This window comes from Streptomyces sp. NPDC042100 (assembly GCF_055582325.1).
This window is the reverse complement of the sequence record NZ_JBVJDK010000001.1, coordinates 776,657-801,151: the sequence shown is the minus strand read 5'-3', so window position 1 is coordinate 801,151 and position 24,495 is coordinate 776,657. Positions and strand designations below refer to the sequence as shown.

Here is a 24,495-nt window from a genome sequence, read left to right as displayed (position 1 = left end):
CCCGTTCAGGGGGTGGCGGTGAACGCGCCGAGGAGCAGGCCGAGGAGGGCGCCGCCGAGCATGAAGGGCCCGAAGGGGATCGCCGAGCCCCGGCCCGCGCGCCGGGCGAGGACGAGCCCGAGGCCGTACAGCGAGCCGAGCAGGAAGCCCGCGAAGGCGCCCGTGAACAGCACGCCCCAGCCGTACCAGCCGAGCGCGGCGCCGAGCGGCACGGCCAGCTTCACGTCGCCGAAGCCGAGCCCGGCCGGATGGGTCAGGTGGAGCAGCAGATAGCCGCCGCCGAGCACCAGCGCGCCCAGCAGGGCGTGGCGCCAGGACCCGGCCGCGCACGGCAGCAGGGCGGCGGCCCCGAGCAGCGGTGGGAGCGCCGCCGCGAGCGGCAGGGTCAGCGGGTCGGGCAGCCGGTGCGCCCGCGCGTCCACCCAGGCCAGCAGGGTGCCGAAGGGGGCCGCCAGCAGCCAGACCGCGAGCTCCGGCCGGGGCCCGCCGGCGGCCGCCGCGAGCGCCGCGCAGACCAGCGCCGTGACCAGGGGTGCGACGGACGGCGCCCGGGTGGTGGCGCAGCCGGCCCGGCCCGGTCCGCCCAGCCAGCCGCGGGCCGGACCGGCGAAGGGGTGCCCGGCGGGGCAGCGGTCCCGCCACGGCTCCCCGGCGGGGACGGCGAGCCGGTACGCGGCCCGGGGCACGAGGAGGCCCGCCGCCGCGCCCCACAGGGCGGCGGCGACGACGAAGGCGAGCGAGACGGGGTCCACCCGCCGACCCTAGAACTAGGGTCGGCGCCATGGGGAGACCAGAGGGACCGGGAGGACGGCGGCTTCGGCTGCCGGGCCGGGTGTGGCGGGACGGGGCGGCGACGCTGGGGACGCCGGGCGGGGCGGTGCCGCTGGAGATCGCCGCCTCCTACCGCGCGCGGCGGCGCGGGCTGCTCGGCCGGGACGGGATCGCGGGGGCGCTGTTCATCACCCCGACCAACAGCGTGCACACCTTCGGGATGCGCTTCCCCCTCGACGTCGCCTATCTGGACCGCTCGCTGACCGTCCTCGCCGTGGTCGCCATGCGGCCGGGCCGGCTCGGCATGATCCGCCCGCGCGGACGGCACGTCCTGGAGGCGGAGGCGGGCGCGATGACGGCGTGGGGGCTGCGCCCGGGGGTGCGGGTCACGGTGGACCGGACCCCAGCAGGGTGAAGGCCCCGTAGACCGCGGAGGCCAGCGCGAGCAGGGCGAGCACCGGGACGGCGGTCCGGGCGCGCAGCCGGGCCAGGGCCGCCGCGGGCGGCAGCAGCAGCCCGAACGCGGGCATCATCAGGCGCGGCCGGGAGCCGAAGTAGGCGGCGCCGACCAGGGAGATCAGGACGACGGTGGCCGTGTAGACGAGCAGCGGGAGCGGCTGCCGCTGCCGCACGCACAGGACGAGCAGCCAGCCCAGCAGGGCGAGCGCGGCGCACAGGCCGAGGGCGGCGGGCCAGGGCAGCCCGGCGATGAAGCGGGCCAGAGCGACGCCGCCGTCGATGGAGTTGCCCCAGGCGGCCTGCACCTCGAAGTAGGCGGTGGCGCTGCCCTGCCGGACGCCGGCGTAGACGATGTACGCGAGCCAGCCGAGCGGCGCCAGCAGCGCGCCCGCGAGGACCGGGGCCCGCAGCCGCCGCTCCCGTACGACCGTGACCAGGGCGGTGATCCCGATCGCGGCGATCAGCGCGGCGGCGGTCGGCCGGGTCAGGCCCGCGAGCACGCACAGCGCGCCCGCGAGGATCCAGCGCCCGCGCAGCACGGCGAGCACCGACCAGGCGGCGAGCGCGGTGAACAGCGTCTCCGTGTACGCCATCGACTGCACGAACGCCGTCGGGTACACCCCCCACAGCACCGCGAGCACCAGACCGGCGCGCCTCCCGGCCACGTGGGCGCCGACCTCGTGGATGCCCCAGGCGGCGGCGAGCGAGGCGGTCCAGGAGACCAGCAGCCCGGCGGTGGGCACGTCGACGGGCAGCACGGCGGCGACGGCCCGTTCGAGGGCCGGGAAGAGCGGGAAGAACGCCAGATCGGAATGGACGGCGCCGTCGGGGAGGGTGACCTGGTAGCCGTAGCCGTGCTCGGCGATCCGGGCGTACCAGACCGCGTCCCAGCGCCCCGAGAGCCGGTGCGGCCCGTCCTTGCCGGTGGCCGCCGCGACGACGGCGAGCACGGCGAGGCCGAGCAGACGGGTGGCGGCGTAGGCGCCCAGGGCGGCCCAGGGCGGCCCCTGGCGGGGCGGGGCGGGGGTGCTGCGGGACATGCGGTCGATTATGTCCGCAGCATCCGGCGGGACCGGCCCGGCGCCGGTCGGGCCCGGCCCGGGGCGGTCGGGGCTGGCCCGGGGCGGTCGGGCCCGGCCCGGGGCGGTCCCGGGGCGGTCGGGGCGGTCCCGGGGCGGTCGGCTCAGCCAGGCGGGCGGAGCCGGAGGTACTTCGCCGAGAGCACCGGGCCGAGCTGCCCCGCGATCTCGTGGCCGGGCTCCGGCGGCTTGGGCAGGTCGCCCAGGAACGAGGTGACGATCACCTCGTCGATGCCGAGGACGCCCCGGCGGCACTGCTCCTCCAGGAAGTCCAGAGTCCGGCGCCAGCGGTCCTGGTCCGCGAGGAAGGAGCTGACCGTGCCCTGGACCACGTCCCAGAAGAAGACGTGCGGCAGGACACCGCCCTGGCTGAAGACGTGCGACTCGTACGCGTCACGGAACTCGGGGATCCGGTCGACGAGGTCGCTGACCAATTGGACACTCGGTGTCGTGGTCGTCATGGGCTGCCCATTTCGGACTTCGAAAGCGCTCTGTAGTTGATGCTCTTCCGACCAGGATGCTCCTCCTGAAGTGCCCCGTCCCGTCACTTTTGCGCTTTCCTGACGACGTCTTATGCACGGTTTTCCACAGGGGGTGCGAAAGATCCCCCATCCGTGGATCCTTGCGCGTATGTACGAGTTGGCGAGGCTCGCGAGGGGCGGGACGCTCCTCTCGGTGTGGGCGCTCGCGGCCGGCTGGCCGCGGGCGCGACTGGCCGCGCGGCTGCGCGGGGAGGGCTGGCAGCGGATCTGCCGGGGCGCCTGGGCGGTCCCGGGGAAGGAGGTGGACCGGTGGGTGCGGGCCGGGGCGGTCCAGCTGCTCCGGCCGGAGCTGGTGTGCAGCCACCGGACGGCGGCGGCGCTGCACCGCATCGAGCTCCCGGCGCCCGGCCGGGGCGGTACGGGTGGGGCGCTCGGTCCTGACGGGGCGGAGCCGCTGGAGTTCACCGGGCCCGGAGGCGGCTCCACGGGTGGCCGGATACGTGTGCACGGGACCGCCTGCCTGACGGACCGTGACCGGGCGGTGCGGCGCGGGCTGCGGGTGACGAGCCCGGCGAGGACGGTCGCCGACCTGATACGCGCCGCCGCCACGCGCGAGGAGGCGCTGATGGTCGCGGACTCGGCGCTCTCCCGCCGCCGGGTGGGCGGCCGGTGCCGGGATCCGCTCGTGGACCGGGAGGCGCTGGCGGCGGCGCTCGCGGTGCCCCACCGCCCGGGCGGCCCTCGGGCCCGGCGCTGGCTGCCGCTGGCCGAGCCGGGCGCGGGCTCGCCCGCCGAGACGGTCGCCCGGCTGCGGCTGCGGGACGCGGGCCTGTTCCCCGAGGTGCAGCCGGTGCTCCGGGCGCCCGGCGGGCAGGCGCTGCGCCCGGACTTCTACTTCCGCGCCGAGGGGCTGGCCGTGGAGATCGAGGGCTTCGCCTTCCACGGCACCCGGGAGGCGCACGAGCGGGACGTGCGGCGGTTCAACGCGCTGGGGGGCTGCCCGGGGGTGCGGCGGGTGCTGCGCTTCACGGCACGGGAGGTGTTCGAGCGCCCGGACCGGATGACGGCCTCGGTCCGGGCGGCCCTCAGCTCTCTCGGGACGCCGCCGCGTGCCGACCCCGGGGCCGCCGCCGCCCCATGACGAAGGGCCAGGCGCCGAGGCCCGCGACGAGGACGGTGCCGGTGCCGATCCCGGCGAAGCCGAGCGCCCGGAGCGCGGGATCGGGCACCCGGCCGGAGGTCCCGCCGCCCCCGCCTTCGTCCCCGTCCCCGTTCCCGCCCCCGTTCCCGCTCCCGTCCCCTGCCCCGTCTCCTGCGGGCAGACGGGCGAGTTCGAGGTCGAGGGCGAGGGGGGCGGGCGCGCCACGGTCGAGGGTGAGCTGGACGTAGTACGCGCCCGCGAAGCGCATCGCGCTCACCGCGTCCGTGGCGCCCTCGTTCCGCTGGGCGTAGGCGGCCGGGGCGGTGGCGAGGAGCAGGTCGGCCGGGGCGCCGGTGTACAGCGCCTTGCGCTCCTCGACGGCGCCGCGCGCGGGGTTGTAGAGCGCGAGCCGGAGCCCGTCGGGGAGGGCGGACCGGCCCGGCGGGGGCGTGCCTTCGGCGAACCGGGCCCGCACGAAGAGCTGCTGGCCCCAGGCGACCGGCACCCGGTAGAAGCGGCTCTCCCCCGGGCGCAGTTCGTCGCGCCAGGTGCCGTCGGCGACGGGGGCGGCGTCGTTGAAGCCGGTGCCGCCGCGGGCCGTGCCGCGTACGGGGCCGGTGCCCAGGGCGGCGGGCGGGGCGGTGCTCCAGCCGGTGGGGGCGGGGCCCGCGCCGTCGGGGGCGGCGTCGGCGACGTAGCCGAGCTCGACGGTCCGCCGCCGGACCGCGCCCAGCGAGCGGCCGACGCCCTCGACCACGAGGACGTACTCCCCCGGCTCCTGGCACGGGCGCCCGGGGCCGATCCGGCGGGAGACGTAGTCGGCGACGGGGCGGGCGGTGTCGCCGTAGAAGCGGATGTCGTTGGGCGGGCCGCAGGGCGCGCCGGATGCGGAGCGCAGGGCGAGCGAGAGGCCGTCGACGACGTCGACGGGGTCGCCGGGCTCAGGGGCGAGGACGGCGGAGAGGAAGACGTCCGAGGTGCCGTCGAGCCGCAGCCGGTACGTGTGCGTCTCGCCGCGCGCGAGGGCGTCGGTGTAGGTGCCGGGGCCCGGCAGCGCGGCCCCGGAGCGGACGGGGCGGGCGTCGGGAGCGGTGCGGTAGCCGGGCGGCACGGCGGGGCGGGGCGCCGCGGTGCCGCCCAGCAGCGCTGCGGCGAGCAGGGCGGCGAGGAGCGGGGGCACCGGCGGCTACCCGGTGGTCCGGGGGAAGGAGACCTCGACCCGGCGGTTCTTCTTCCGCCCCTCCTCGGTGGCGTTGTCGGCGATCGGGTAGTCCTCGCTGTAGCCGCGGATCTCGAAGGTCGTGCCTGCGTCGAGGTTCTTCGCGAGCTCCTGCTGGACGGCGTCGGCGCGCGCCTTGGAGAGCTTCAGGCCGTGCTCGTAGGTCCCGAGGTCGTCGGTGAACCCGAAGACACGGACCCGGCCGGAGCCCTGCTTGTTGATCTCCACGGCGATGGCGGCGATCCGGGCGGTGGCGGCGGGGCTCAGCTTGGCGCTGTCCTTGCCGAACAGGACCTCGGCCTGGAGCGCGAAGGTCACGTCGACGTTGGTGTCCTCGCGGCGCTGCTCGCCGCCCTGCTCCTCGACGATCTGCTTGATGTCGAGGATCTTCGCGGGGGCGAGGGTGGCGCCGTCGGGGAGCATCAGCTCGGGGGCGTTCGCGTCGATGGCGGGCGGCGGCGACGCGCTCCCGGCCGCCCCGGGCGGATCGTCGGCCCGCGCGCTCCCGGCGACGACGGTGCCGGACAGCAGCACGAGACCGGCGGTGAGAGCGGCGAGTCTGCGGGATGTCGTCGTCATGGCTGCGCCCTCAGGAGAGCTTGATGGTGGCGGGATCGAAGGTGGGGAGCTGGAGCGAGACCTCGGTGGTGGTGGGGGGTGGGGCGGGGAACTGCATGAAGACGGAGGTCCAGGCGCCGGCGGCGAGGCTCGACAGGTCGGTGGTGGTGAGCGGCCGGCCGTCCGTGTCGCGGAGGACGTAGTAGCGCTTCTTCCCGACGGAGTCGACGAGGGTGGCGCCGCCGAGGGAGTTGCCGTGCTTGATGATCTCGGTCTCGTCGCCGCCGAGCTGGGCCGGGATGACGCCCATGGCATCGGACTTGTTCGTCAGCCTGCCCTTGACGGTCAGGAAGCCGCCACGGTCGCGCTTCGCCTCGAACACCGAGAGTTCCAGGCCCTCCTGCCCCTTGAGGACGGCGATGGGCTCGGCGGGCTCCTCAGACTGCGGCCGGGAGTCTCCGCCGCCGCTCTTCGGGGCGCTCGTGGTCGCCCCGGGCTTGCCCTGCGGCGGCTTCTCCTCACCGCCGCAGGCTGCGAGACCCAGTGCCAGTCCGGCCGCGATGACCACCGCGGCCATCCCTCTTCCGGCCTTCTTTGCGTGCCGCACACTCATCAGAACAGGGTCCTTCGCTCGTCAGTCGGCCAGTCGGACGGAGAAGAGGTCAGCCGCGTCGGGCAGCCTCGGGCGCTCGGGGTCGATGGTCCACTCGACGCCGTCGCAGACGAGGCCGGTGATGGGTTCCGGTTCGGGGCTCGGCGTGGGTGTCGGCTCGGGCGTCGCCGTGCCGGTGGGTGTGGGGGTGCTGGGCGTCGGCGGAGGCGTGGGCGGAGGCTCTTCGAAGACGCAGCGCGGTTCGAGCACGGCGGTCGCGCTCGCCACCGCGTGCTGCTTGGCCGCCCCCGGCAGGCCCACGGCTTCGAGGGTGCGGATCCGCACCCGGAAGCCGGACTCCAGGGGGGTGCACCCCGTGTCCCAGAGCTCCGCGCCGTTCTTCGACGCGAAGAGGTCCGCCCGCTCGCAGGCGCGCCCGGCGTCGTACTCCTCGCCCCGCAGGTATCCGCCCCACGCGCCGGGGTCGAGGATCACGTCGAGCCAGCCGTCCCGAAGCTGCTCCCGGGCGTCCTGCGCCGCGGCGAGCGCGGCGGCGTCGGCCGCGGTCTGCCCGCCGTTGCGGGTGGCCGCCGCCTGTCCGACGGCGAAGTACACGAACGCCAGGAAGAGCAGACCGGCGATCACCGCCACGTAGACGGGAAAGGCCTGGCCCGCGTCGCCCGCCGGGCGGCCGGCTAGTGCCCGCCGCCCTGGCCGCCGCCGCCGCCCGTCAGTTCGCCGATCTTCCTGGAGATCGCGTTCTTGATGTCCTGGCCGATGCTCGTGCCCGTGATCGCGACCACGATCGCCACCACCACCACGATGATCCCCAGGTACTCCACCGCCGTCTGCCCGCGGTCCCCGCGCCTGCTCGACCAACTGCTCGCCTGTACGCGGGCCTTGGTCAGGAGCCTCAGCAGTGCGTCGTTCATGGTGTTCCCCTCCGTGTCCGGCGACGCGGGCAGGGTACGCCTCCGGGGCGGGATGTTCACAGGGTCCGTAGGCCCAATCACGGTGGGTAGTCATGACGCCGTCCTCGTGCCGAGCCAGGAGGCGATGGCCTCGCCACGGGTGGCGCTGTCGAGTTTGGCGAAGATGCGGTTGATGTGGTTCTTCACCGTCTTCTCCGAGATGGAGCAGCTGGCGGCGATCTGCTGGTTCGTCATGCCCGACGCGATCAGGTCCATCACCTCCGCCTCCCTCACACTCAGGCCGAAGCGTCCCACATCTGGTTGCACATGCGAAGCAGGATTCCTGAAACGCAATATGTTCGAGACAGTTGAGCTTCCGCCGCCATGTGCAGTCGCACGCATCACCCGTAAGAGCTCCGCCACCGTGAACGCCCCGTGGACCAGGTGCGCGACCCCCTCCGGCACCCCCGCCCCCGGGTGGGCCAGCAGCAGGACCGGCGCCGTCGCGGTCAGGGCCGGCGGGGCCGTCGCGGCGTCCAGGAGGATCAGGTCCGGGGCCGTGCGGCGGGCAGTCGCCACGGTCTCGCGGGCGTCCGGCGACTCCGCGACGGCCACCACCCTCAGCCCGAGGAGCGCCGTGAGGCCCGCCCGTACCACCGGGTTCGCGCTCACCACCAGGACTCTCATCGCGTCTCTCACCCGCCCTCACTCGCCCGTGATCGAGCCGAAGTCGGTGCCCGTGCCGAGGAACAGGCCCGCGCCCAGCAGGATCATCGTCGCCGGGACCATCAGGGTCGTGATCACCATCGTCGCCTTCGGCACCGCCTTCGCCGCCTTGCGCCGCGCGTTCTGCGCGTCGGTGCGCCGCATGTCGTTCGCGATCTGGATCAGCGTGTCGACGATCGGCGCGCCCAGCTCCTCGCCCTGCTGGAGCGCCGTGACGAACTGCGCCACCTGCTCCGAGTCGTTGCGCCGCCGCAGCTCGTCGAAGGCCTGGCGGCGGCTGACGCCCATGTCCATCTGGCGCAGGGTGATGCGGAGTTCGTCCGCCCACGGTCCCTCGTACCGCTCCGCCACCCGCTCCAGTGCCTGCCGGAAGCCGAGCCCGGCGGAGACGACGACGGCGAGCACGTCCAGGAAGTCCGGGAGGGTCCGCTCGATCTGGTCCTTGCGGATCCGCACCGCCGACCAGATGCCCACCTCGGTCCAGAACGCGCCGAAGGCGAACAGCAGCACCGCGACCAGGAACGAGCCCCTGGTCAGCATCAGCAGCCCGCCGAACACCCCGAGGAAGCCGTAGACGGCCCGCCGCGCCCCGTACCGGTCGATCGTCAGCCCCCCGGGGTTGCCGGCCAGGTCGATCCGGCGCCGCACCGAGCTGACCCGCTTGGGCCCCATCAGCCGCAGCACGGCGGGCGACCAGCGCATCCCGAGCCGGTCCACCAGCGAGTCGACGGCCCCGGTCCGGGTCGCGCCGACCTCCAGGGCGAGCTGGAGGTCCGAGGGCAGCTTGGCGTCCGCGCGGTAGAGCCGGACGCCGTAGCAGACACCGGCGACGGAGAGCCCGGCCAGCAGGGCGAGGAGGAGGTCCACGGTCGTCACACGCCCTTACACGTCGATCTTCGAGAAGCGGCGGATCGCGACGAAGCCGAGCCCGTACAGCGCGATGGCGATCACCACCGCGAGCTGTCCCAGGCCCGAGCCGGTCATCCGGTCCAGCGCACCGGGCTGCATGTTGTCGATGAGCAGCAGCGAGCCGACGCCGATGACCGGCACCGCGTACGCCGTGAGGCTCACCTGCGAGAGCTGGGTGCGGACCTCGCGCCGGGTCTCCTTGCGCTCCTCCAGCGTGTCGGTGAGGTTGCGCAGCGAGGAGACCACGGTGCCGCCCGCCCGGTTCGCCAGGACCAGCGTCGTGACCAGGACGACGAGTTCGCGCGAGGGCAGCCGCTCGGCCAGCTCGCCGAGCGCCTCGTCGATCGAGGTGCCGACGGCGAGCTGCTGGGCGACCTTCTCCAGCTCGTCGCCGGCCGGGGACTCCAGCTCGTCGGCGGCGAGCGAGAGCGCCATCCGCAGCGCGAGTCCGGCCTGGGTGGCGTTGGCGAGGATGCGGGAGAGCTCGGGGAGCTGGTTGATGAACTTCTCGATCCGCTTCTGCCGCTGCCAGTTGAGGAAGCCCATCGCCACCCACACCCCGAGGAAGCCGCAGATCGGGCCGAAGAACGGGGAGAGCAGGGCCTGGCCGACGACCCACAGGACGACGACCGTCGCCGTCATCGCGGCCACGAACTCGCCCGGTGTGACGTCGAGCCCGGTGGCCGAGATACGCCGCTCCAGCCGCCGCCCGAAGGCGGTGCGCCGGACGCGCCGGTCCAGGCCCCGGAACGGACGGCGACGCCCGCCCGGACCGCCGTCCCCGCCCTCGCCCGCGTCGGCGGACAGGCGGGCGATGAGCGCGGCCTTCTGGGCGGCCCCGCTCGCGTACGTCCGGATGCCGAGCACCGCCAGCACGCAGCAGACCAGCGTCGCGCCCACGGTCAGCAGCGTCGGATTCACGTCGGTCATCCTTTCCCTCTACGCCTTCGCCTACTTCGCCTGCTTCGCTTACTTCACGCACTTCGCGCACTACGTCTACTTCGGCTACTTCACGTACTACGCCCGCTTCGGCTACTGCGCCTACTTCGCTTCCCGCACGGCCAGTTGCTCCTCGTGCGCGGCCACCCCGAAAGCCTGCGGGAGCGGCTGCCCGGCCATGTACAGCCGCTGGGCGACCCGGCGCGGCAGCGGGTGGTAGACGAACTCCCCGTACACCCGCCCGTCGGCCGCCAGCGGCTGGGCCAGGAACCGGCAGACGGTGGCCAGCAGGTAGCGCTCGCGCCCGTCGGAGGCGAGGATCGCGATCTCGGTGACCCGGCGGGTGCCGTCGGGGTGCCGGGTGAGCTGGACGAGGACGTCGACGGCGCTGTTGATCTGGTCGCGCAGCGCCTCGAAGGGCACCTTGACCTCCGACATGGAGGCCAGGGTCTGGAGCCGCATCAGGGCGTCCTCGGCCGAGTTGGCGTGCACGGTGGCGAGCGAGCCGTCGTGGCCGGTGGACATGGCCTGGAGCATGTCCAGGGTCTCGCCGCCTCGGACCTCGCCGACCACGATCCGGTCGGGGCGCATCCGCAGCGAGTTGCGGACCAGGTCGCGGATGGTGACCTGGCCCCGGCCCTCGATGTTGGGCGGGCGGGCCTCAAGCCGGATCACGTGCGACTGCTGGAGCTGGAGTTCGGCGGAGTCCTCGATGGTGATGACCCGCTCGCCGTCGGGGATCAGCCCGGACAGGGCGTTGAGCAGCGTGGTCTTCCCGGTGCCGGTGGCGCCGGAGACGATGATGTTGAACTTCGCCTGGACCAGCCCGGAGAGGAGCAGCAGCATCTGCTCGTCCAGGGAGCCGAGGCCGACCATCTCGTGCAGGGTGTACGCGCGGGGGAAGCGGCGGATGGTGAGGGTGGCGCCGGTGAGCGAGAGCGGCGGGATGATGACGTTGACGCGCTCGCCGGAGGGCAGCCGGGCGTCGACCATCGGGTTGGACTCGTCCACCCGCCGGTTGACCGTGGACACGATCCGCTCGATGGTCTGCATCAGCTGCTCGTGCGAGGCGAAGCGCAGCGGCAGCAGTTCGACGCGTCCCGCCCGCTCGATGTAGATCTGGTCCGGGCCGTTGACCATGATCTCGGTGATGGAGGCGTCTTCGAGGAGTGGTTCGAGGACGCCGAGCCCGAGCGCCTCGTCGACCACGCGCCGGATCAGCTGGGCCCGTTCCGCGGTGGAGAGGACGGGGCCCTCGCGGCTGATGATGTGCCCGAGGACCCGCTCCAGACGGGCCCGGCGCTCGGCGGCGGCGAGCGCGGACATCTCGGTGAGGTCGATCTCCTCCAGGAGCTTGGCCCGGAAGGACGCGACGAGGTGTCCGTCCTCCCGGCCGCCGCCCGCGGCGCCGGTCTCCTCGGGGTGGCCGATACGGGACCTGAGACTCACGGCCGGTCCTCCTGGGGGGCGTCGGGCAGGGGCATGACGGCGGTCCTTGACACGGGGTCGAAGCTCGCGAAGGGGATGAGGGAGGGGATGGAGACGGTCACGGTGGCCGTCCCGCCGGACACCTCCACGCCCGTGATGCGGCTCGCCGTCCAGCCGCTGACCGACGCCCTCGCCACGGCCTGCGGCCCGGGTACGGAGTCGGGGTCGTCCACGCTCGCGGCCCGTGCCGCCGCCCGCGCGGCCGTGCCCGCCTGCTGGGCGGCGTACGCGGCGATGCCGAACTGCACGCCGACGAGGCCGACGAGGAGCAGCAGCGGCAGGAAGCCCAGGTACTCGACGGCGACCTGGCCCCGGTCGCGCGGCCGTCGCGCGAGGCCCCGCCCGCCGGTCCGAACGGGCCGGGGCGGCCGGGTACGCCGGGCCCACCACGAGCACAGGGGGCTCGCCGGCCGTCGTCTCATCGTCCCTCCCCCTCCCATACGGCTCCGGCCTCGCCGGTCACGTCGAACGGGAAGCTGACCGCGCCCGGGAAGAGGACCGGCACGCGCAGCTTCACCGTCGCCCGGTACAGCCCGCCGTCCCGCCCGCAGTCGGCCGTGGCCTTCGCCGCCCACGCCCCGTCCAGGTGCCGCTTCGCCGCCGCCGCGCAGTCGCCGTCCACGGCCCCGGCGCGGGCGCCCTCATCGGCCGCGTTCCCGGCGAGGGTGAAGGTGTAGCCGATCAGCACGCACTGCCACAGGAGCACGAGGGTGAGCAGGATCAGGGGCAGCATCCCGACGAACTCGACGGCCACCTGCCCCCTGTCGTCCCGCCCGGCGCGTCCCATGTCAGCGGCGCGTCCCATGTCAGCGGCCCGCCCCGCGCCGCCGCAGCCCGAGGGCGCCGCGCTCCCCGCCCCGTACCAGCTCCTTGCCCTGGGCCGGGGCGCCGGTCTTGACCAGGCCCAGTTCGCCCGCGAGCGCCCACAGGGCCTGCTTGACGGTGGAGCGGGCGTCGAGGTCGTGGAGGCGGCCCGCGTCGACGACGGCGGCGAGCTCCTTGAAGTGGGCGGGGACGGTGACGCCGGCGATCCGGGTACCGGTGATCTTCTGGACCAGGGGCGGCTGGATCTCGGCGGAGCGCTGGTGCCGGTTGACGAGCAGGGTCGTCTCCTCCGGCTTGCGGACCTGGAGGCGGTCCCACATGCGGACGGCCCGCTTGGCGGCCCGGACGGCGACGACGTCGGGGGTGGTGACCAGCAGGGCCGTGTCGGCCATCTCGACGGCGGCGGCCCCGGCGCTGTCGAGGTGGGTGCCGCAGTCGATGACGACGATCTCGTGGCGGCTGCGCAGGGCGCTGACGATCTGGCGGGCGGAGCGGTCGGTGACCTCCTCGGCGCGCTCGCCCTCGGCGGGGGCCAGCAGCAGGCTGACGCCGGTCTCGTGGACGTACACGGCGTCCTGGAGGACCCGGGGCGAGATGTCGTCGACGGCGGCGAGGTCGGCGAGCGAGCGGCGGAACTGCACGTCGAGGTAGGAGGCGATGTCGCCGCCCTGGAGGTCCATGTCGACGAGGGCGACGGTGTGGCCGGAGGCGCGGGCGGCGAGGGCGAGGTGGACGGCGGTGACGGTGGTGCCGACGCCGCCCTTGGCGCCGCTGACGGTGACGACCCGGCCGCCGGGTCCGGTGAGGGCCTCGGTCCCGGCGCCGAGGTGGCGGCGGACGCCGGTGGACCACTGGGCGGCGGCCTGGACGCGGCTGGCGAGCTCCTCGTAGCCGAGCGGGAGGGTGACGAGGCCTCGGGCGCCGGAGTCCATGGCGGCGGAGAAGAGCACGGGGCTGGCGTCGGCGGTGATGAGCACGACGCCGACGGCGGGGAAGCGCAGGGCGACCTCGCGGATCAGCTCCAGGGCGGGCACGGGGCCGATCCGCTCGTGGACGAGGACGACTTCGGGGAGCTCGTCGAGGGAGTCGGCGGCGAGCCGGGCCAGGGTGTCGACGAGCTGGGTCGAGTCGGTGACGGGGGCGGCGGGTTCGGCGTCGGGGAGCTGTCCGATGAGGGTGGTGACCGCGCGGGCCGCGTCCGCGTCGCCGACCGCCGGCAGGATCCTGGTGGTCATCCGGGCCTCACTTGTCCTTGTCGAGCGTGTAGGTGCGGTCGCGGGCGTCGGGCGCGGTGCCGCCGCCGGGGGCGACCAGGGCGAGGCGGACGTGCTCGGCGAAGGACTCGGCGTAGGCGACGCGCTGGGTGTCGACGGTGGAGAGCGCGAAGGTGATCGGGACGGCCTCGGTGGCGCGGTTGCGGTCCTCGCGGTCGGGGGTGAGGGCGGTGAGCTGCCCGACGTCGATGACCTTGGCCCCGGCGACGATCATCTTGGACTGGGCGGCCTGGCCGCCGCGTTCGCCGGCGAAGGTCGCGTAGATGTTGACGGTGGCGCCGGGGGTGATCTTGCCGGCCACGCCGGTGGCGGCGTCGATCATGATGGCGATCTCCTGCTGGCCGGGTTCGAGCGCCGGGCGCTTGACGATCATGTCGCTCTGGAGGAGCGAGCCGGCCTTGAGGGTGGTGACGGCGATCTTGCCCTCGGTCTGCGCGAGGTCGGTGACGGCGGTGGCCGGAAGCCAGCGCTCGGGCATCGTGATCTTCTCGAACCGGCCGGGGCCGAGCGGGGTGTACGGCTGGATGTCGTCCTTGACGCGGTACGCGGTGACCTCGGGTCCGACCTTGGAGTTCACGTCGCCGATCACCGAGAGCACGCCGGCGAAGGCGCCGAGGGCGCACAGGACGGAGAGGAGCAGCAGGATGACACCACGGCGCTGGCGGGAGTTCATGGCCGTACTACCTCGATCGTGGACGTGTGGCGCGACGGGCGGGCGGGGGACACGGGCGGGGGCGGGGGCATGAGCGGCGGGGCACGGGGCTAGCGGGGCGCCGGGGCGGTCGCCCGGGGCGGTTCGGCCGAGGGCAGCGGGGCGGCGCAGAAGCCGCAGCGGTCGCCGATGAGCTCCATCCGGCACCAGTGGCAGGTCTCCCGGCGGACGGAGGCGACCAGTTGGTAGAGGACGGGCAGGTCGGCCAGATGGGCGGCGAACTCGACCAGCTTCGGCGTCCCCCACCAGCGGGGCGAGGACTCGGGCAGCGCGGTCTCCTGGACGGCGCGGACCTGCCAGCGCGGGGCGAGGACGGTGGCCGGCCAGTCGCTCTGGAGCTGGCCCCGGGCCAGCACGAGGTCGGTGGTGAACTCGGGCCCGGTGAGCGTGTCGGCGCCCGATCCGACGCGTACGAGTTCGGCCGAGGGTCCGGCGAGGACGCCGAACTGGGCGCCGGGCAGCCAGCCCTTGACGTGCGAGGTCAGGCCGACGGGGACGCGGTCGAGCTTGGCGACGGAGCCGAGGACGGCGCCCGCGTAGACGTAGTGGGCGAGCAGCCGGGCGGCGGAGGCGAGGACGCCGGGGCTGAAGTCACAGCCGGAGAGCTGCCGGAGCTGGCGGACGAGGACCGCGGCGCCGAGCGGCGGCAGGGTGGTCCGGACGATCGCGATCCGGTCGGATTCGAGCAGCGCGCGGACGGTGTGCAGGCGCTGTTCGGTGGCCGGGGACGCGGCGGCGGGGCAGACCACGACGACGTGCCCGTGCCGGTCCAGCAGGAGCTGGACGTCGGCGAGGGCGGCGTCGAGCGACCGGGCCTCCGGTCCGGGCAGCACGGCGGCGGGCGGGGTCGCCGGGTCGGTGGGCGGCAGCACCAGATCGGGGCTGGTGACCGCAATCGCTGTCGGCACGCGGGCTCCCCCGATCCCTCACTGACCACTACATGCTGCGTTCGCAGCGTCACGCCTCTGCACTTTATCCACGTCCCCCGGGGTGGTGAACAGACAATCCTTCAAGCTCCGTCACTTTCTCGGCCCTCGGACGCCCTCGGCGGGGCCGTCCTGAACTGCGGCTCCTGCCAGAGGTCTTGACAACCCGATTGGTCTGGACCAGCTTGTTCCCCCGACGGTGGCCACCGTTCCGCACCTCCGTACGAAGGCGTACGGCCTCCCCTGCCCCGCCTTTCCCCGCGTCTCCCAGGCTTTCTCAGGCTTTCCCCGCCTCATCCCCGCCTTTCCCCACCTCATCCCCGCCTCATCCCCGCCCCCCCCACTCCCCCACTCCCCCACCCGGAGGCAGCAAGTGGACCGCACCACCAGAGCCGCCCTGGCGCTCGCCGTCGGCGCCGGACTCGTCCTCGTCGGCGGCACCGGCACCGCCCAGGCCGCGGACGTCAACGTGGCCAAGAACGCCGGATTCGAGAACGGCCTCGCCAACTGGACCTGCTCCGCGGGCAGCGGCACCGTCGTCACCTCGCCGGTGCGCACCGGCGCCGGCGCCCTGCGGGCCGCCCCGGCCGGCCTCGACAACGCCAAGTGCAGCCAGACCGTCACCGTGAAGCCGAGCTCCACGTACACGCTGAGCGCGTGGGTGCAGGGCGGTTACGCGTACCTCGGCGCGAGCGGCACCGGCACCACCGACGTCTCCACCTGGACGCCGGACAGCGCCGGCTGGAAGCAGCTGACCACCACCTTCACCACCGGCGCCAACACCACCTCGGTGCAGGTCTACACGCACGGCTGGTACGGCACGGCCGCCTACTCCGTCGACGACGTGAGCGTCTTCGGACCGGACGGGGGCGGCGGCACCGACCCGCAGCCGACCGTCCCGGCCGTCCCCGCCGGACTCGCCGCGGGCGCGCCCACCACCACGTCCGTCCCGCTGACCTGGGGCGCGGTCTCCAACGCGACCGCCTACAAGGTCTACAAGGACGGCGCCCTCGCCACCACGGTCAACAGCGCCTCGGCCACCGTCGCGGGGCTGACGGCCGACACCACGTACCAGTTCCAGGTCTCCGCGACCAACGCCGCCGGGGAGTCCGCCAAGTCCGCCGCCGTCTCCGTGAAGACGGCCAAGCCCACCGACCCGGGCCCCGGCCCGGCCGTGCCCAAGCACGCGGTGACCGGCTACTGGCAGAACTTCGACAACGGCGCCGCCAAGCAGAAGCTGCGGGACGTCCAGGCGCAGTACGACATCATCGCGGTCTCCTTCGCCGACTCCACCACGACGGCCGGACAGCTCGCCTTCAACCTCGACCCGGCGGTCGGCTACGCCTCCGTCGCCGACTTCAAGGCCGACATCGCGGCGAAGAAGGCGGCCGGCAAGTCCGTCATCCTCTCGGTCGGCGGCGAGAAGGGGAACGTCACCATCAACAGTGACGCCTCCGCGACCGCCTTCGCCACCAGCGCGTACGCCCTGATGCAGGAGTACGGCTTCACCGGTGTGGACATCGACCTGGAGCACGGCATCAACTCCACGTACCTCACCAAGGCGCTGCGCCAGCTCTCCGCCAAGGCGGGCTCCTCGCTGGTCATCACGATGGCCCCGCAGACCATCGACATGCAGTCGACCGGGACCGAGTACTTCAAGACCGCGCTCGCCGTGAAGGACATCCTCACGGTGATCAACACCCAGTACTACAACAGCGGCGCGATGCTCGGCTGCGACGGCAAGGTCTACAGCCAGGGCTCGGTGGACTTCCTCACCGCGCTCGCCTGCATCCAGCTCCAGGGCGGCCTCGACGCCTCCCAGGTCGGCCTCGGCGTGCCCGCCTCGACCCGCGGCGCGGGCAGCGGCTACGTGGACCCGCAGATCGTGAAGAACGCCCTGGACTGCCTCGCCAAGGGCACCTCCTGCGGCAGCTTCAAGCCCGCCCAGACCTACCCCGGCATCCGTGGCGCCATGACCTGGTCCACCAACTGGGACGCGACGGCCGGCAACGCCTGGTCGAACGCGGTCGGCCCGCACGTCCACGGCCTGCCGTAGCCGCACCGCCCCCCGTAACCCCTTCGGGGGAAAACGCCCCGCAGCGCCGCCGCTCCCCCGGCGGCGCTGCGCCGTTTCCCGGGTCCGGGGCCGGAAGAATGTGGCCGAACCCCACGCCTTGACCGGTCCATGTCACGGCCGCACCATGTCAGCACCGCACGGCCGTCTGTCGCACTCCCCCACACTCCCCACCCAGGAGACAGCATGCGACTTCGTATCCGCGGAAGAAGGTCCGCCGCGCTGGCGGGCCTCCTGGCGCTCGCCCTCGCGGCGCCGCTCTCCGCGCTCGCCACCCCCGCCGGGGCCGACCCGGCGCCGACCGCCGCCGCCCGCGGCGGGGAGGAGGTCATCCGGCAGTACGAGATCGCCGGACCCGCCACCCCCGCCGAACGCACCGCCCTCGCCGCCACCGGCGTCTCCATCGACGAGGTCGACGCCGGCCACGTCGTCGTGAGCGGCAACGCCCAGCAGGCGGCGCACCTCAAGAGCCTCGGCTACCGGCCGGTGGCCCTGCCCGCGCCGCCGGACCGGGGCAAGTCCGCCGCCAGCGCCCTCGGGCCGCTCGACTTCCCGTCCGCCGACGCGAAGTACCACAACTTCGCCGAGATGAACGCGGAGATCGACCAGCGCCTCGCCGCCTACCCCTCGATCATGAGCAAGCGGGTGATCGGCAAGACGTACCAGGGCCGCGACATCATCGCGATCAAGGTCAGCGACAACGTGGGCACCGACGAGAGCGAGCCCGAGGTCCTCTTCACCGCCCACCAGCACGCCCGCGAGCACCTCACCGTCGAGATGGCGCTGTACCTGCTGCGCGAGCTGGGCGCCGGCTACGGCTCGGACGCGCGGGTCACCGACATGGTGAACAACCGCGAGATCTGGATCGTGCCGGACCTCAACCCGGACGGCGGCGAGTACGACATCGCCAGCGGCTCCTACCGCAGCTGGCGCAAGAACCGGCAGCCCAACTCCGGCTCCACGTACGTCGGTACGGACCTCAACCGGAACTGGGACTACAAGTGGGGCTGCTGCGGCGGCTCCTCCAGCTCCAAGAGCTCCGAGACCTACCGCGGCGCGGCGCCCGAGTCGGCGCCCGAGGTGAAGGTCGTCGCCGACTTCGTCCGCTCCCGGGTCGTCGGCGGCAAGCAGCAGATCAAGACCGGCATCGACTTCCACACCTACAGCGAACTGGTGCTGTGGCCCTTCGGCTGGACCACCGCGGACACCGCCACGGGCATGACCCAGGACGACCGCGACGCCTTCGCCGCGGTCGGCAAGAAGATGGCGGCGAGCAACGGCTACACCCCCGAGCAGTCCAGCGACCTGTACATCACGGACGGGTCGATCGACGACTACCTGTGGGGCACGCAGAAGATCTTCGCGTACACCTTCGAGATGTACCCGACCGACTCCTGGAGCGGCGGCTTCTACCCGCCCGACGAGGTGATCGAGCGGGAGACCAGCCGCAACAAGGACGCCGTGCTCCAGCTCCTGGAGAACAGCGACTGCATGTACCGCTCGATCGGCAAGGCCGCGCAGTACTGCTAGCCGGCCTTGGCGTCCTCGTCGAAGTAGGCGTCCAGCACCGCGTCGAGCTGTGACTCCCACTCCGCGACGCGGCCCCTGGCCGGCGCGTCGATCTCGATCGGGTACCAGCGCCGGTCAGGGGTGTGCACGGTGACGGTGAACCGCTTGCCGAAGCGCCCCGACGCGGTCTCGACCGCGCCGATCTCGTCCCAGCGGAACTCGCACTCCTCCTCGTCGAGGCTGAGCCGCACGCCCGAGCCGTCGGCCGTGATCCGGGCCCGCCGGTCGGCGGCCTCGAAGACGGGCCCCTCGGGCGCGTCGGCCTCCTCGGGCGCGTCGGCCCCCTCGGGCACGGCGTCCTCGACGGTCTCCGCGGCCTCGGATGCCTCACCGGCCTCCGAGGTCTCCAGGGCCTCCAGGGCCTCGTCCGTCGCCACCGGTCCGGCCGCCGCCTCCGGGCGTGGCCCCGTGATCCCGGGGACGAACGCCGGATCGGCCGCGGCGCCCTGGAGGGGCGGAATGCTGCTGGTTCCTGAGTTCTTCTCCACGGGGGAAGTATGGCCGACGATGCTGTGAGCGGGGCAAGTGGGCCCGGCTGCCCGGCTAGACGACCAGACTGAGCGCCGCCGCGATCACGAACCCGGCCAGGGACAGCACCGATTCGAGGACCGTCCAGGACTTGAGGGTGTCCCGCTCCGAGATGCCGAAGTACTGGGAGACCATCCAGAAGCCGCCGTCGTTGACGTGCGAGCCGAAGATCGAGCCCGCCGAGATCGCCATGATGACCAGGGCGAGGAAGGCCTGCGAGTGGTCGCCGCCCTCGACGAGCGGGAGCACGATGCCGGCCGTGGTGACGATGGCGACGGTGGCCGAACCCTGGGCGACCCGCAGCACCAGCGAGATCAGGTAGGCGAGCACGATGACCGGCAGGCCGACGCCGTCGAAGGTGTCGGCGAGGGCCTGGGCGACCCCGCTGGCCTTGAGGACCGCGCCGAAGACGCCGCCCGCGCCGACCACGAGCAGGATGTTGCCGACCGGCTTCAGGGACGAGGTGGACACCTGCTCCAGGGACTTGCGGCTCCAGCCGCGCCGGATGCCGAGCAGATAGTACGCGAGGAGCAGGGCGATCGTCAGGGCGACGAAGGGGTTGCCGAAGAACTCGACCACCGAGCGGAGGGTGGACGGGTCGAGGGCGATCGAGGAGAAGGTCGAGGCGAGGATGAGCACCAGCGGCGTGCCGATGATGAAGAGCACGGTGCTCAGTGGTACGGGCGCCTCCGAGGTGCCCTCGCGCTCCTCTGCGACCCGGCGCCTGGCCTCCTCGGCGGCGTCCAGCATGTCCTGCGGGACCTCGACGAAGATGCGCTTGCCGATCCAGGCGGCGTAGGCCCAGGCGGCGAGGACGGCGGGGACGCCGACGACCACGCCCATGAAGATGACCCAGCCGAGCGAGACGTGCAGCAGGCCGGCGGCGGCGACCGGGCCGGGGTGCGGCGGCAGGAAGGCGTGGGTCATCGAGAGGCCCGCGAGCAGCGGCATACAGTAGAGCAGGATCGACTTCCCGGACCGCTTGGCGGCGGCGTAGACGATCGGCGCGAGGACGAAGATGCCGACGTCGAAGAAGACCGGGATGCCGAAGATGAGGCCGGTGAGGCCCATCGCGAGCGGGGCGCGCTTCTCTCCGAAGAGCCCGAGCAGCCGGGTGCTGAGCACCTCGGCGCCGCCGGAGACCTCCAGGATCGCGCCGAGCATGGTGCCGAGGCCGATGATGATGGCGACGCTGCCGAGGACGCCGCCCATGCCGTCCTGGATCACGGAGGCGGCGGCGGACTTCTGGACGGTGCCGAAGAGTTCGGTGACCGAGAGACCGGCGGCGAGACCGACGGCGATGGAGACGGCGAGCAGGGCCACGAAGGGCTGGAGCCTGACTCTGATGATCAGGAACAGCAGCAGCGCCATACCGAGCAGGGCGACCGTCAGCAGGCCGGCGGTGCCGGGTATCAGGTTGAGCAGGCCGCCGGTATGAGGAGGGACTGCGGGCGCGTCGGCGGCGAAGGCGGTGAGGCTCATGGAGGGGGACCTCGGTTCTGTGGGGGTTCCGTGTCTCGTTTCCGGGCAGGGCGGGGTGCGGCACGGCGTTCCCTGGTGAACGCCGTGCCGCGGGACGGCAGGTGGAGCGGAACGGTCAGCTCAGGACCGCCAGCGCGTCGATCTCGATGAGCAGGCCCTTGGGCAGGCCGACGTAGACCGTGGTGCGGGCCGAGGCGGGGGCCTTGAGGCCCTGCTCCTCGAAGTAGGCGTTGTAGATCTCGTTCATCTCGGCGAAGTGGTCGACGTCCGTGAGGTAGACGCGCATCATCATCACGTCGTCCCAGCTCGCGCCGCCCTCTTCGAGGATCGCCTTGACGTTGGCGAAGGTCTGGAGGGTCTGCTCGCGCAGGGTCGGGCCCGCGGGCGTCGGGGGCTGGCCCTCGACGGCGGGCAGGAAGCCGACCTGGCCGGCGACCTGGAGGATGTTGCCCTTCTTGACGCCGTGGGAGAACTTGGCGGGCGGGGCGGTGTGGGTGGCGGGGACGAGGGCGGTCTTCTCGGTCATGCGGTCCGTTTCCTAACTGTCTTTCCTGGTGGTGTTTCCGGAGTAGTCGCGGCTGATGTCGTCGGCGGTGCGGCGCACCAGCGGGAGCAGGGTGAGGAGCTCCTCGGCGGTGACCACCACGTTCGGCGCGGAGACCGACATGGCGGCGACGACGCGGCCGTCCGCGCCTCGGATGGGCGCCGCGATGCAGTTGATCGACTCCTCGTGGCCACCGAGGTCGGTGGCCCAGCCCTGTTCGCGCACGGTCGCCAGCTCCTTGAGGAAGGCGGCGGCGTTGGGCGTCGAACGGGGCGTGTACAGGGGGTAGTCCAGCTTTCCGGCGAGGGAGCGGCGCTCGGACTCGGAGAGGTCGGCGAGGAGCAGCTTGGCGACGGCGGCGACGGTGAGGGCGACGGGCTTGCCGATGCGCGAGTACATCCGGACCGGGTAGCGGCTCTCGACCTTGTCGATGTAGAGCACCTCGCCCTCCTCGTGGACGGCGAGGTGGACGGTGTGGCCGATGTGGCCGTTGAGGGCGGCGAGGTGGGGGTGGGCGACCTCGCGGATGTCGAGGTTCTCGACGGCTTCCTGGGCGAGCGCGAAGAGGCGGGCGCCGAGGCGGTAGCGCTGGTCCTGCTGCCGGTAGACCAACCCGTGTTCGTGCAGGGTGCGGAGCAGGCGCAGGGCGGTGGACTTGTGCACGCCGAGCCGGTCGGCGACCTGCCCGAGGTCGGCGGGCCCCTGTGCGAGCAGCGGCAGGATACTGAGCGCGCGGTCGACGGTCTGGCTCATGGCGTACGTACCTCCTGGTCGTCCCCCGTCCACCCGGGGCCGAGGTGCAGTCTCCCCCAGGCGGCGTCGTCGAGTGCGGCGAGCCGGTCGGCGCGGGCGCGCCGGGGCGGCTCGGCGAGGTCGCCGGGGACGGTGAGCGCGGCGGCGGCCGTCAGGTGCCCGTGCCGCACCCGGGCGGCGGTGCCGAGCCCGCGCAGCGTCCCGGAGAGGAACCCGGCGGCGAAGGCGTCCCCGGCGCCGACGGGGGCGACGACGTCGACCCGGGGGGCGGGGACGGAGACGACGAGATCGGGCGCGGCGGCCTCGCGCGCACCGGCACCGGCGGCCCCCGGGGCCGGCACGGCGCCGCGCTCGAACACGGTCGCCCCTTCGGCGCCCCGCTTCACCACGAGCACCGCGGGCTCCGGCAGCAGCGCGCGGATCGCGTCCGGCTCGCCCACGCCCCAGGCGTCCTCCGCCTCGTCGGCGCCGACGAAGACGAGGTCGGCGCCCCGGGCCAGCTCCAGCAGTACCCGGCCGCCCTCGGCCGGGTCGTCCCACAGCCCGGGACGGAAGTTGACGTCGAAGGAGACGAGGGGCCGGCCGGGCCGGGGCGTGCTGAGCTCGCGCACGAGGGCCAGGCAGGAGGCGGAGAGCGCCGGGGTGATGCCGGAGAGGTGGAGGATCCGCCCGTCGGCGACGGAGGCGTACGGCACGGTCTCGGGCGACATCGCGGAGGCGGCGGATCCGGCCCGGTAGTAGACCACCTCGTGCGCGTCGCTCGCCCGGTCGGTGGCGGTGCGGAAGTAGACGCCGGTCGGCCGGCGCGGGTCGGTCCGGACGGCGGTGACGTCGACCCCGTACCCCCCGATCGCCTCGACCAGGTGCTCCCCGAAGCCGTCCCGGCCCACCCGGCCGACCCACTTGGCGCGGTGTCCGGCGGCGGCCAGCGCGCAGGCGACGTTGGACTCGGCGCCGCCGATCGCGCGGCTGAAGGAGGGCACCTCGGCGAGGCGCCCGGGGCGCTCGGGCACGAAGGTGACCATGGACTCGCCGAGGCAGACGACCTCCGGCGCTTCGTCCGCGGGAGGCGGGGTTCCGGTCACCTTCGGGCTCCTTCACGCTGGTGCGGCGGGGGCGGTTCGACTCCGGGCGCATTGACCCGGCCTTGGCCCGGATGTTAGACAGCCTTAAGCGATATGCGCAACGGGCGTTGCAGAGAGTGCAACAGCAACGCCTTTCGCGCCGGAACCCTCAAGGAGGAGGACCCATGCCGGACCTGGCGAACGAGGTCGTCGACCACCGCTTCAAGGCCCTGCCGCCGGACGCCGCGGGACTGACCGTGCGGGAGCTCGCGGCCCAGCGCCGCAACCTCTTCACCGGCGGCTTCACCACCCCCGTCCTCGCCCTCTCCGCCGAGTCCGTCGAGCACAACCTGCGCCTCCTGGAGGAGTACGCGGAGCGCCACCACCTCGTCTTCGCCCCGCACGGCAAGACCTCCATGGCCCCCCAGCTCTTCGAGCGCCAGCTCGCCCACGGCGCCTGGGGCATCACCGCCGCCGTCCCCCACCAGGCCCGCGTCTACCGCGCCCACGGCATCGCCCGGATCTTCCTCGCCAACGAGGTCGTCGACCCCGTCGCGCTGCGCTGGCTCGCGGGCGAGCTCGACGCCGACCCGGACTTCCGCTTCGTCTGCTACGTCGACTCGGTGCGCGGCGTCGAGCTCATGGACGAGGCCCTGCGCGCCGCCTCCGCCCGCCGCCCCGTCGACGTCGTCGTCGAGCTCGGCGCGGGCGACGGCGCCCGCACCGGCGCCCGCACCGAGGCCGACTGCGCCGCCGTCGCCGACGCCGTCGCGGCCGCCGGCACCCTCCGGCTCGTCGGCGTCGCCGGCTACGAGGGCGAGGTCCCCGGCGCCGACCCGGAGAAGGTCCGCGCCTGGCTGCGCCGCCTCACCGCGCTCGCCGCCGACTTCGACAAGGCCGGCCGCTTCGGCCCGGCCGTCGGGGAGATCGTCGTCAGCGCGGGCGGCAGCGCCTGGTTCGACACGGTCGCCGAGGTCTTCGCCGAGATCCCCGCGCTCTCCCTGCCCGTCCTGAAGCTGCTGCGCTCCGGCGCCTACGTGAGCCACGACTCCGGCCACTACCGCGAGCTCACGCCCTTCAACCGGGTCCCCGAGGAGGGCGCGCTGGAGCCCGCCTTCCGGCTCTGGGCGCAGGTCGTCTCCCGCCCCACCCCCGAGCAGGCCTTCACCAACGCGGGCAAGCGCGACGCCGCCCACGACCTGCACCTCCCCGAGGCCCAGGTGGTCCGCGACGCCCGCACCGGCGAGATCCGCCCCGCCGACGGCGTCACCGTCACCGGCCTGTCCGACCAGCACGGCTGGCTGCGCACCGGCCCGGACGCCGACGTCGAGGTCGGCGACTGGATCGGGATGGGCCTCTCCCACCCGTGCACCGCCTTCGACAAGTGGCAGCTGATCCCGCTCGTCGAGGCGGACGGCACCGTCGTCGACTACGTCCGCACCTTCTTCTGAGCCGCCGAGAGGAGCCCCG

At 73.6% G+C, this 24,495-nt stretch carries 26 protein-coding genes and 1 pseudogene; 5 read left to right on the top strand and 22 right to left on the bottom strand.

Annotated elements, in window-relative coordinates; all coding sequences use genetic code 11:
• Window positions 1–5: 5 nt before the first annotated feature.
• Window positions 6–752, bottom strand: coding sequence for a prepilin peptidase (locus ACZ6J5_RS03860; RefSeq protein WP_469387264.1), 747 nt, complete (start codon window positions 750–752; stop codon window positions 6–8).
• 29 nt (window positions 753–781) lie between these two features.
• Here ACZ6J5_RS03860 and ACZ6J5_RS03855 point away from each other — a divergent pair, with 29 nt between their 5' ends.
• Window positions 782–1,186, top strand: coding sequence for a DUF192 domain-containing protein (locus ACZ6J5_RS03855; protein ID WP_469387262.1), 405 nt, complete (start codon window positions 782–784; stop codon window positions 1,184–1,186).
• On the opposite strand, the gene ACZ6J5_RS03850 is transcribed toward ACZ6J5_RS03855, so the two are convergent.
• Both ACZ6J5_RS03850 and ACZ6J5_RS03845 read right to left on the bottom strand, forming a co-directional pair.
• Window positions 1,158–2,270, bottom strand: coding sequence for a hypothetical protein (locus ACZ6J5_RS03850; protein WP_469387260.1), 1,113 nt, complete (start codon window positions 2,268–2,270; stop codon window positions 1,158–1,160). The genes ACZ6J5_RS03855 and ACZ6J5_RS03850 overlap by 29 nt on opposite strands.
• 143 nt (window positions 2,271–2,413) lie before the next feature.
• Window positions 2,414–2,770, bottom strand: coding sequence for a DUF7674 family protein (locus tag ACZ6J5_RS03845; protein ID WP_469387258.1), 357 nt, complete (start codon window positions 2,768–2,770; stop codon window positions 2,414–2,416).
• 169 nt (window positions 2,771–2,939) lie between these two features.
• Between ACZ6J5_RS03845 and ACZ6J5_RS03840 the strand changes: the two genes are divergently transcribed.
• A complete protein-coding gene (locus ACZ6J5_RS03840; protein ID WP_469387256.1) occupies window positions 2,940–3,932 on the top strand; it encodes an endonuclease domain-containing protein in 993 nt (330 codons plus the stop codon).
• On the opposite strand, the gene ACZ6J5_RS03835 is transcribed toward ACZ6J5_RS03840, so the two are convergent.
• The 14 genes and pseudogenes from ACZ6J5_RS03835 to ACZ6J5_RS03770 all read right to left on the bottom strand — a co-directional run bounded on the left by ACZ6J5_RS03835 (window position 3,877) and on the right by ACZ6J5_RS03770 (window position 14,993).
• On the bottom strand, window positions 3,877–5,112 hold the full coding sequence (locus ACZ6J5_RS03835; RefSeq protein WP_469387254.1) for a hypothetical protein: 1,236 nt from the start codon (window positions 5,110–5,112) through the stop codon (window positions 3,877–3,879). The two genes, ACZ6J5_RS03840 and ACZ6J5_RS03835, sit on opposite strands and share 56 nt — an antisense overlap.
• 6 nt (window positions 5,113–5,118) lie before the next feature.
• Window positions 5,119–5,730 (bottom strand): OmpA family protein, encoded by a 612-nt coding sequence (locus ACZ6J5_RS03830; RefSeq protein ID WP_469387252.1) that lies wholly within the window; start codon window positions 5,728–5,730, stop codon window positions 5,119–5,121.
• Between the two features lie 10 nt (window positions 5,731–5,740).
• Complete coding sequence (locus tag ACZ6J5_RS03825; RefSeq protein WP_469387250.1) at window positions 5,741–6,286, bottom strand: hypothetical protein; 546 nt, start codon at window positions 6,284–6,286, stop codon at window positions 5,741–5,743.
• Window positions 6,287–6,343: 57 nt separating this feature from the next.
• Window positions 6,344–6,961: pseudogene (locus ACZ6J5_RS03820) on the bottom strand (pilus assembly protein TadG-related protein); the annotation flags it as partial.
• Window positions 6,962–6,996: 35 nt separating this feature from the next.
• The gene (locus ACZ6J5_RS03815) at window positions 6,997–7,233 is read right to left on the bottom strand and encodes a Flp family type IVb pilin (RefSeq protein WP_469387248.1); all 237 of its coding nucleotides are present in this window, start codon (window positions 7,231–7,233) and stop codon (window positions 6,997–6,999) included.
• 90 nt (window positions 7,234–7,323) lie between these two features.
• Complete coding sequence (locus ACZ6J5_RS03810) at window positions 7,324–7,884, bottom strand: response regulator transcription factor (protein ID WP_469387246.1); 561 nt, start codon at window positions 7,882–7,884, stop codon at window positions 7,324–7,326.
• 33 nt (window positions 7,885–7,917) lie between these two features.
• Entirely contained in the window at window positions 7,918–8,805 is an 888-nt protein-coding gene (locus ACZ6J5_RS03805; protein ID WP_469387445.1) for a DUF5936 domain-containing protein, read from the bottom strand.
• 15 nt (window positions 8,806–8,820) lie between these two features.
• Window positions 8,821–9,777 (bottom strand): type II secretion system F family protein, encoded by a 957-nt coding sequence (locus tag ACZ6J5_RS03800; protein WP_469387244.1) that lies wholly within the window; start codon window positions 9,775–9,777, stop codon window positions 8,821–8,823.
• 111 nt (window positions 9,778–9,888) lie between these two features.
• Entirely contained in the window at window positions 9,889–11,235 is a 1,347-nt protein-coding gene (locus ACZ6J5_RS03795; protein ID WP_469387242.1) for a CpaF family protein, read from the bottom strand.
• Window positions 11,232–11,696: a TadE/TadG family type IV pilus assembly protein gene (locus ACZ6J5_RS03790; protein WP_469387240.1), complete on the bottom strand. Its 465-nt coding sequence runs from the start codon at window positions 11,694–11,696 to the stop codon at window positions 11,232–11,234. Before ACZ6J5_RS03790 ends, ACZ6J5_RS03795 begins: the two co-directional genes overlap by 4 nt.
• Window positions 11,693–12,079 (bottom strand): TadE/TadG family type IV pilus assembly protein, encoded by a 387-nt coding sequence (locus tag ACZ6J5_RS03785; protein WP_469387238.1) that lies wholly within the window; start codon window positions 12,077–12,079, stop codon window positions 11,693–11,695. Before ACZ6J5_RS03785 ends, ACZ6J5_RS03790 begins: the two co-directional genes overlap by 4 nt.
• Window position 12,080: 1 nt before the next feature.
• The gene (locus ACZ6J5_RS03780; RefSeq protein ID WP_469387236.1) at window positions 12,081–13,334 is read right to left on the bottom strand and encodes an AAA family ATPase; all 1,254 of its coding nucleotides are present in this window, start codon (window positions 13,332–13,334) and stop codon (window positions 12,081–12,083) included.
• A gap of 7 nt (window positions 13,335–13,341) precedes the next feature.
• Complete coding sequence (gene cpaB, locus ACZ6J5_RS03775) at window positions 13,342–14,046, bottom strand: Flp pilus assembly protein CpaB (protein ID WP_469387234.1); 705 nt, start codon at window positions 14,044–14,046, stop codon at window positions 13,342–13,344.
• An 89-nt stretch (window positions 14,047–14,135) separates the two neighbouring features.
• Window positions 14,136–14,993 carry a hypothetical protein gene (locus ACZ6J5_RS03770; RefSeq protein ID WP_469387232.1) on the bottom strand — a complete coding sequence of 286 codons (858 nt, stop codon included), beginning with the start codon at window positions 14,991–14,993 and terminating at the stop codon, window positions 14,136–14,138.
• 391 nt (window positions 14,994–15,384) lie between these two features.
• Between ACZ6J5_RS03770 and ACZ6J5_RS03765 the strand changes: the two genes are divergently transcribed.
• Both ACZ6J5_RS03765 and ACZ6J5_RS03760 read left to right on the top strand, forming a co-directional pair.
• Window positions 15,385–17,067, top strand: coding sequence for a chitinase (locus ACZ6J5_RS03765; RefSeq protein WP_469387230.1), 1,683 nt, complete (start codon window positions 15,385–15,387; stop codon window positions 17,065–17,067).
• A gap of 204 nt (window positions 17,068–17,271) precedes the next feature.
• Window positions 17,272–18,615 carry a M14 family metallopeptidase gene (locus ACZ6J5_RS03760; protein WP_469387228.1) on the top strand — a complete coding sequence of 448 codons (1,344 nt, stop codon included), beginning with the start codon at window positions 17,272–17,274 and terminating at the stop codon, window positions 18,613–18,615.
• On the opposite strand, the gene ACZ6J5_RS03755 is transcribed toward ACZ6J5_RS03760, so the two are convergent.
• The 5 genes from ACZ6J5_RS03755 to ACZ6J5_RS03735 all read right to left on the bottom strand — a co-directional run bounded on the left by ACZ6J5_RS03755 (window position 18,612) and on the right by ACZ6J5_RS03735 (window position 23,046).
• Window positions 18,612–19,142, bottom strand: a complete 531-nt coding sequence (locus ACZ6J5_RS03755; protein WP_469387226.1) for a hypothetical protein — start codon at window positions 19,140–19,142, stop codon at window positions 18,612–18,614. The two genes, ACZ6J5_RS03760 and ACZ6J5_RS03755, sit on opposite strands and share 4 nt — an antisense overlap.
• Before the next feature lie 55 nt (window positions 19,143–19,197).
• Entirely contained in the window at window positions 19,198–20,664 is a 1,467-nt protein-coding gene (locus tag ACZ6J5_RS03750) for a GntP family permease (protein WP_469387224.1), read from the bottom strand.
• 115 nt (window positions 20,665–20,779) lie between these two features.
• Complete coding sequence (locus tag ACZ6J5_RS03745) at window positions 20,780–21,190, bottom strand: RidA family protein (protein ID WP_469387222.1); 411 nt, start codon at window positions 21,188–21,190, stop codon at window positions 20,780–20,782.
• Window positions 21,191–21,202: 12 nt separating this feature from the next.
• Window positions 21,203–21,961, bottom strand: a complete 759-nt coding sequence (locus ACZ6J5_RS03740) for an IclR family transcriptional regulator (protein ID WP_469387220.1) — start codon at window positions 21,959–21,961, stop codon at window positions 21,203–21,205.
• Window positions 21,958–23,046 (bottom strand): sugar kinase, encoded by a 1,089-nt coding sequence (locus ACZ6J5_RS03735; protein ID WP_469387218.1) that lies wholly within the window; start codon window positions 23,044–23,046, stop codon window positions 21,958–21,960. Before ACZ6J5_RS03735 ends, ACZ6J5_RS03740 begins: the two co-directional genes overlap by 4 nt.
• A 164-nt stretch (window positions 23,047–23,210) precedes the next feature.
• Between ACZ6J5_RS03735 and ACZ6J5_RS03730 the strand changes: the two genes are divergently transcribed.
• Window positions 23,211–24,476 (top strand): alanine racemase, encoded by a 1,266-nt coding sequence (locus tag ACZ6J5_RS03730; RefSeq protein WP_469387217.1) that lies wholly within the window; start codon window positions 23,211–23,213, stop codon window positions 24,474–24,476.
• The last annotated feature ends 19 nt before the right edge of the window (window positions 24,477–24,495 follow it).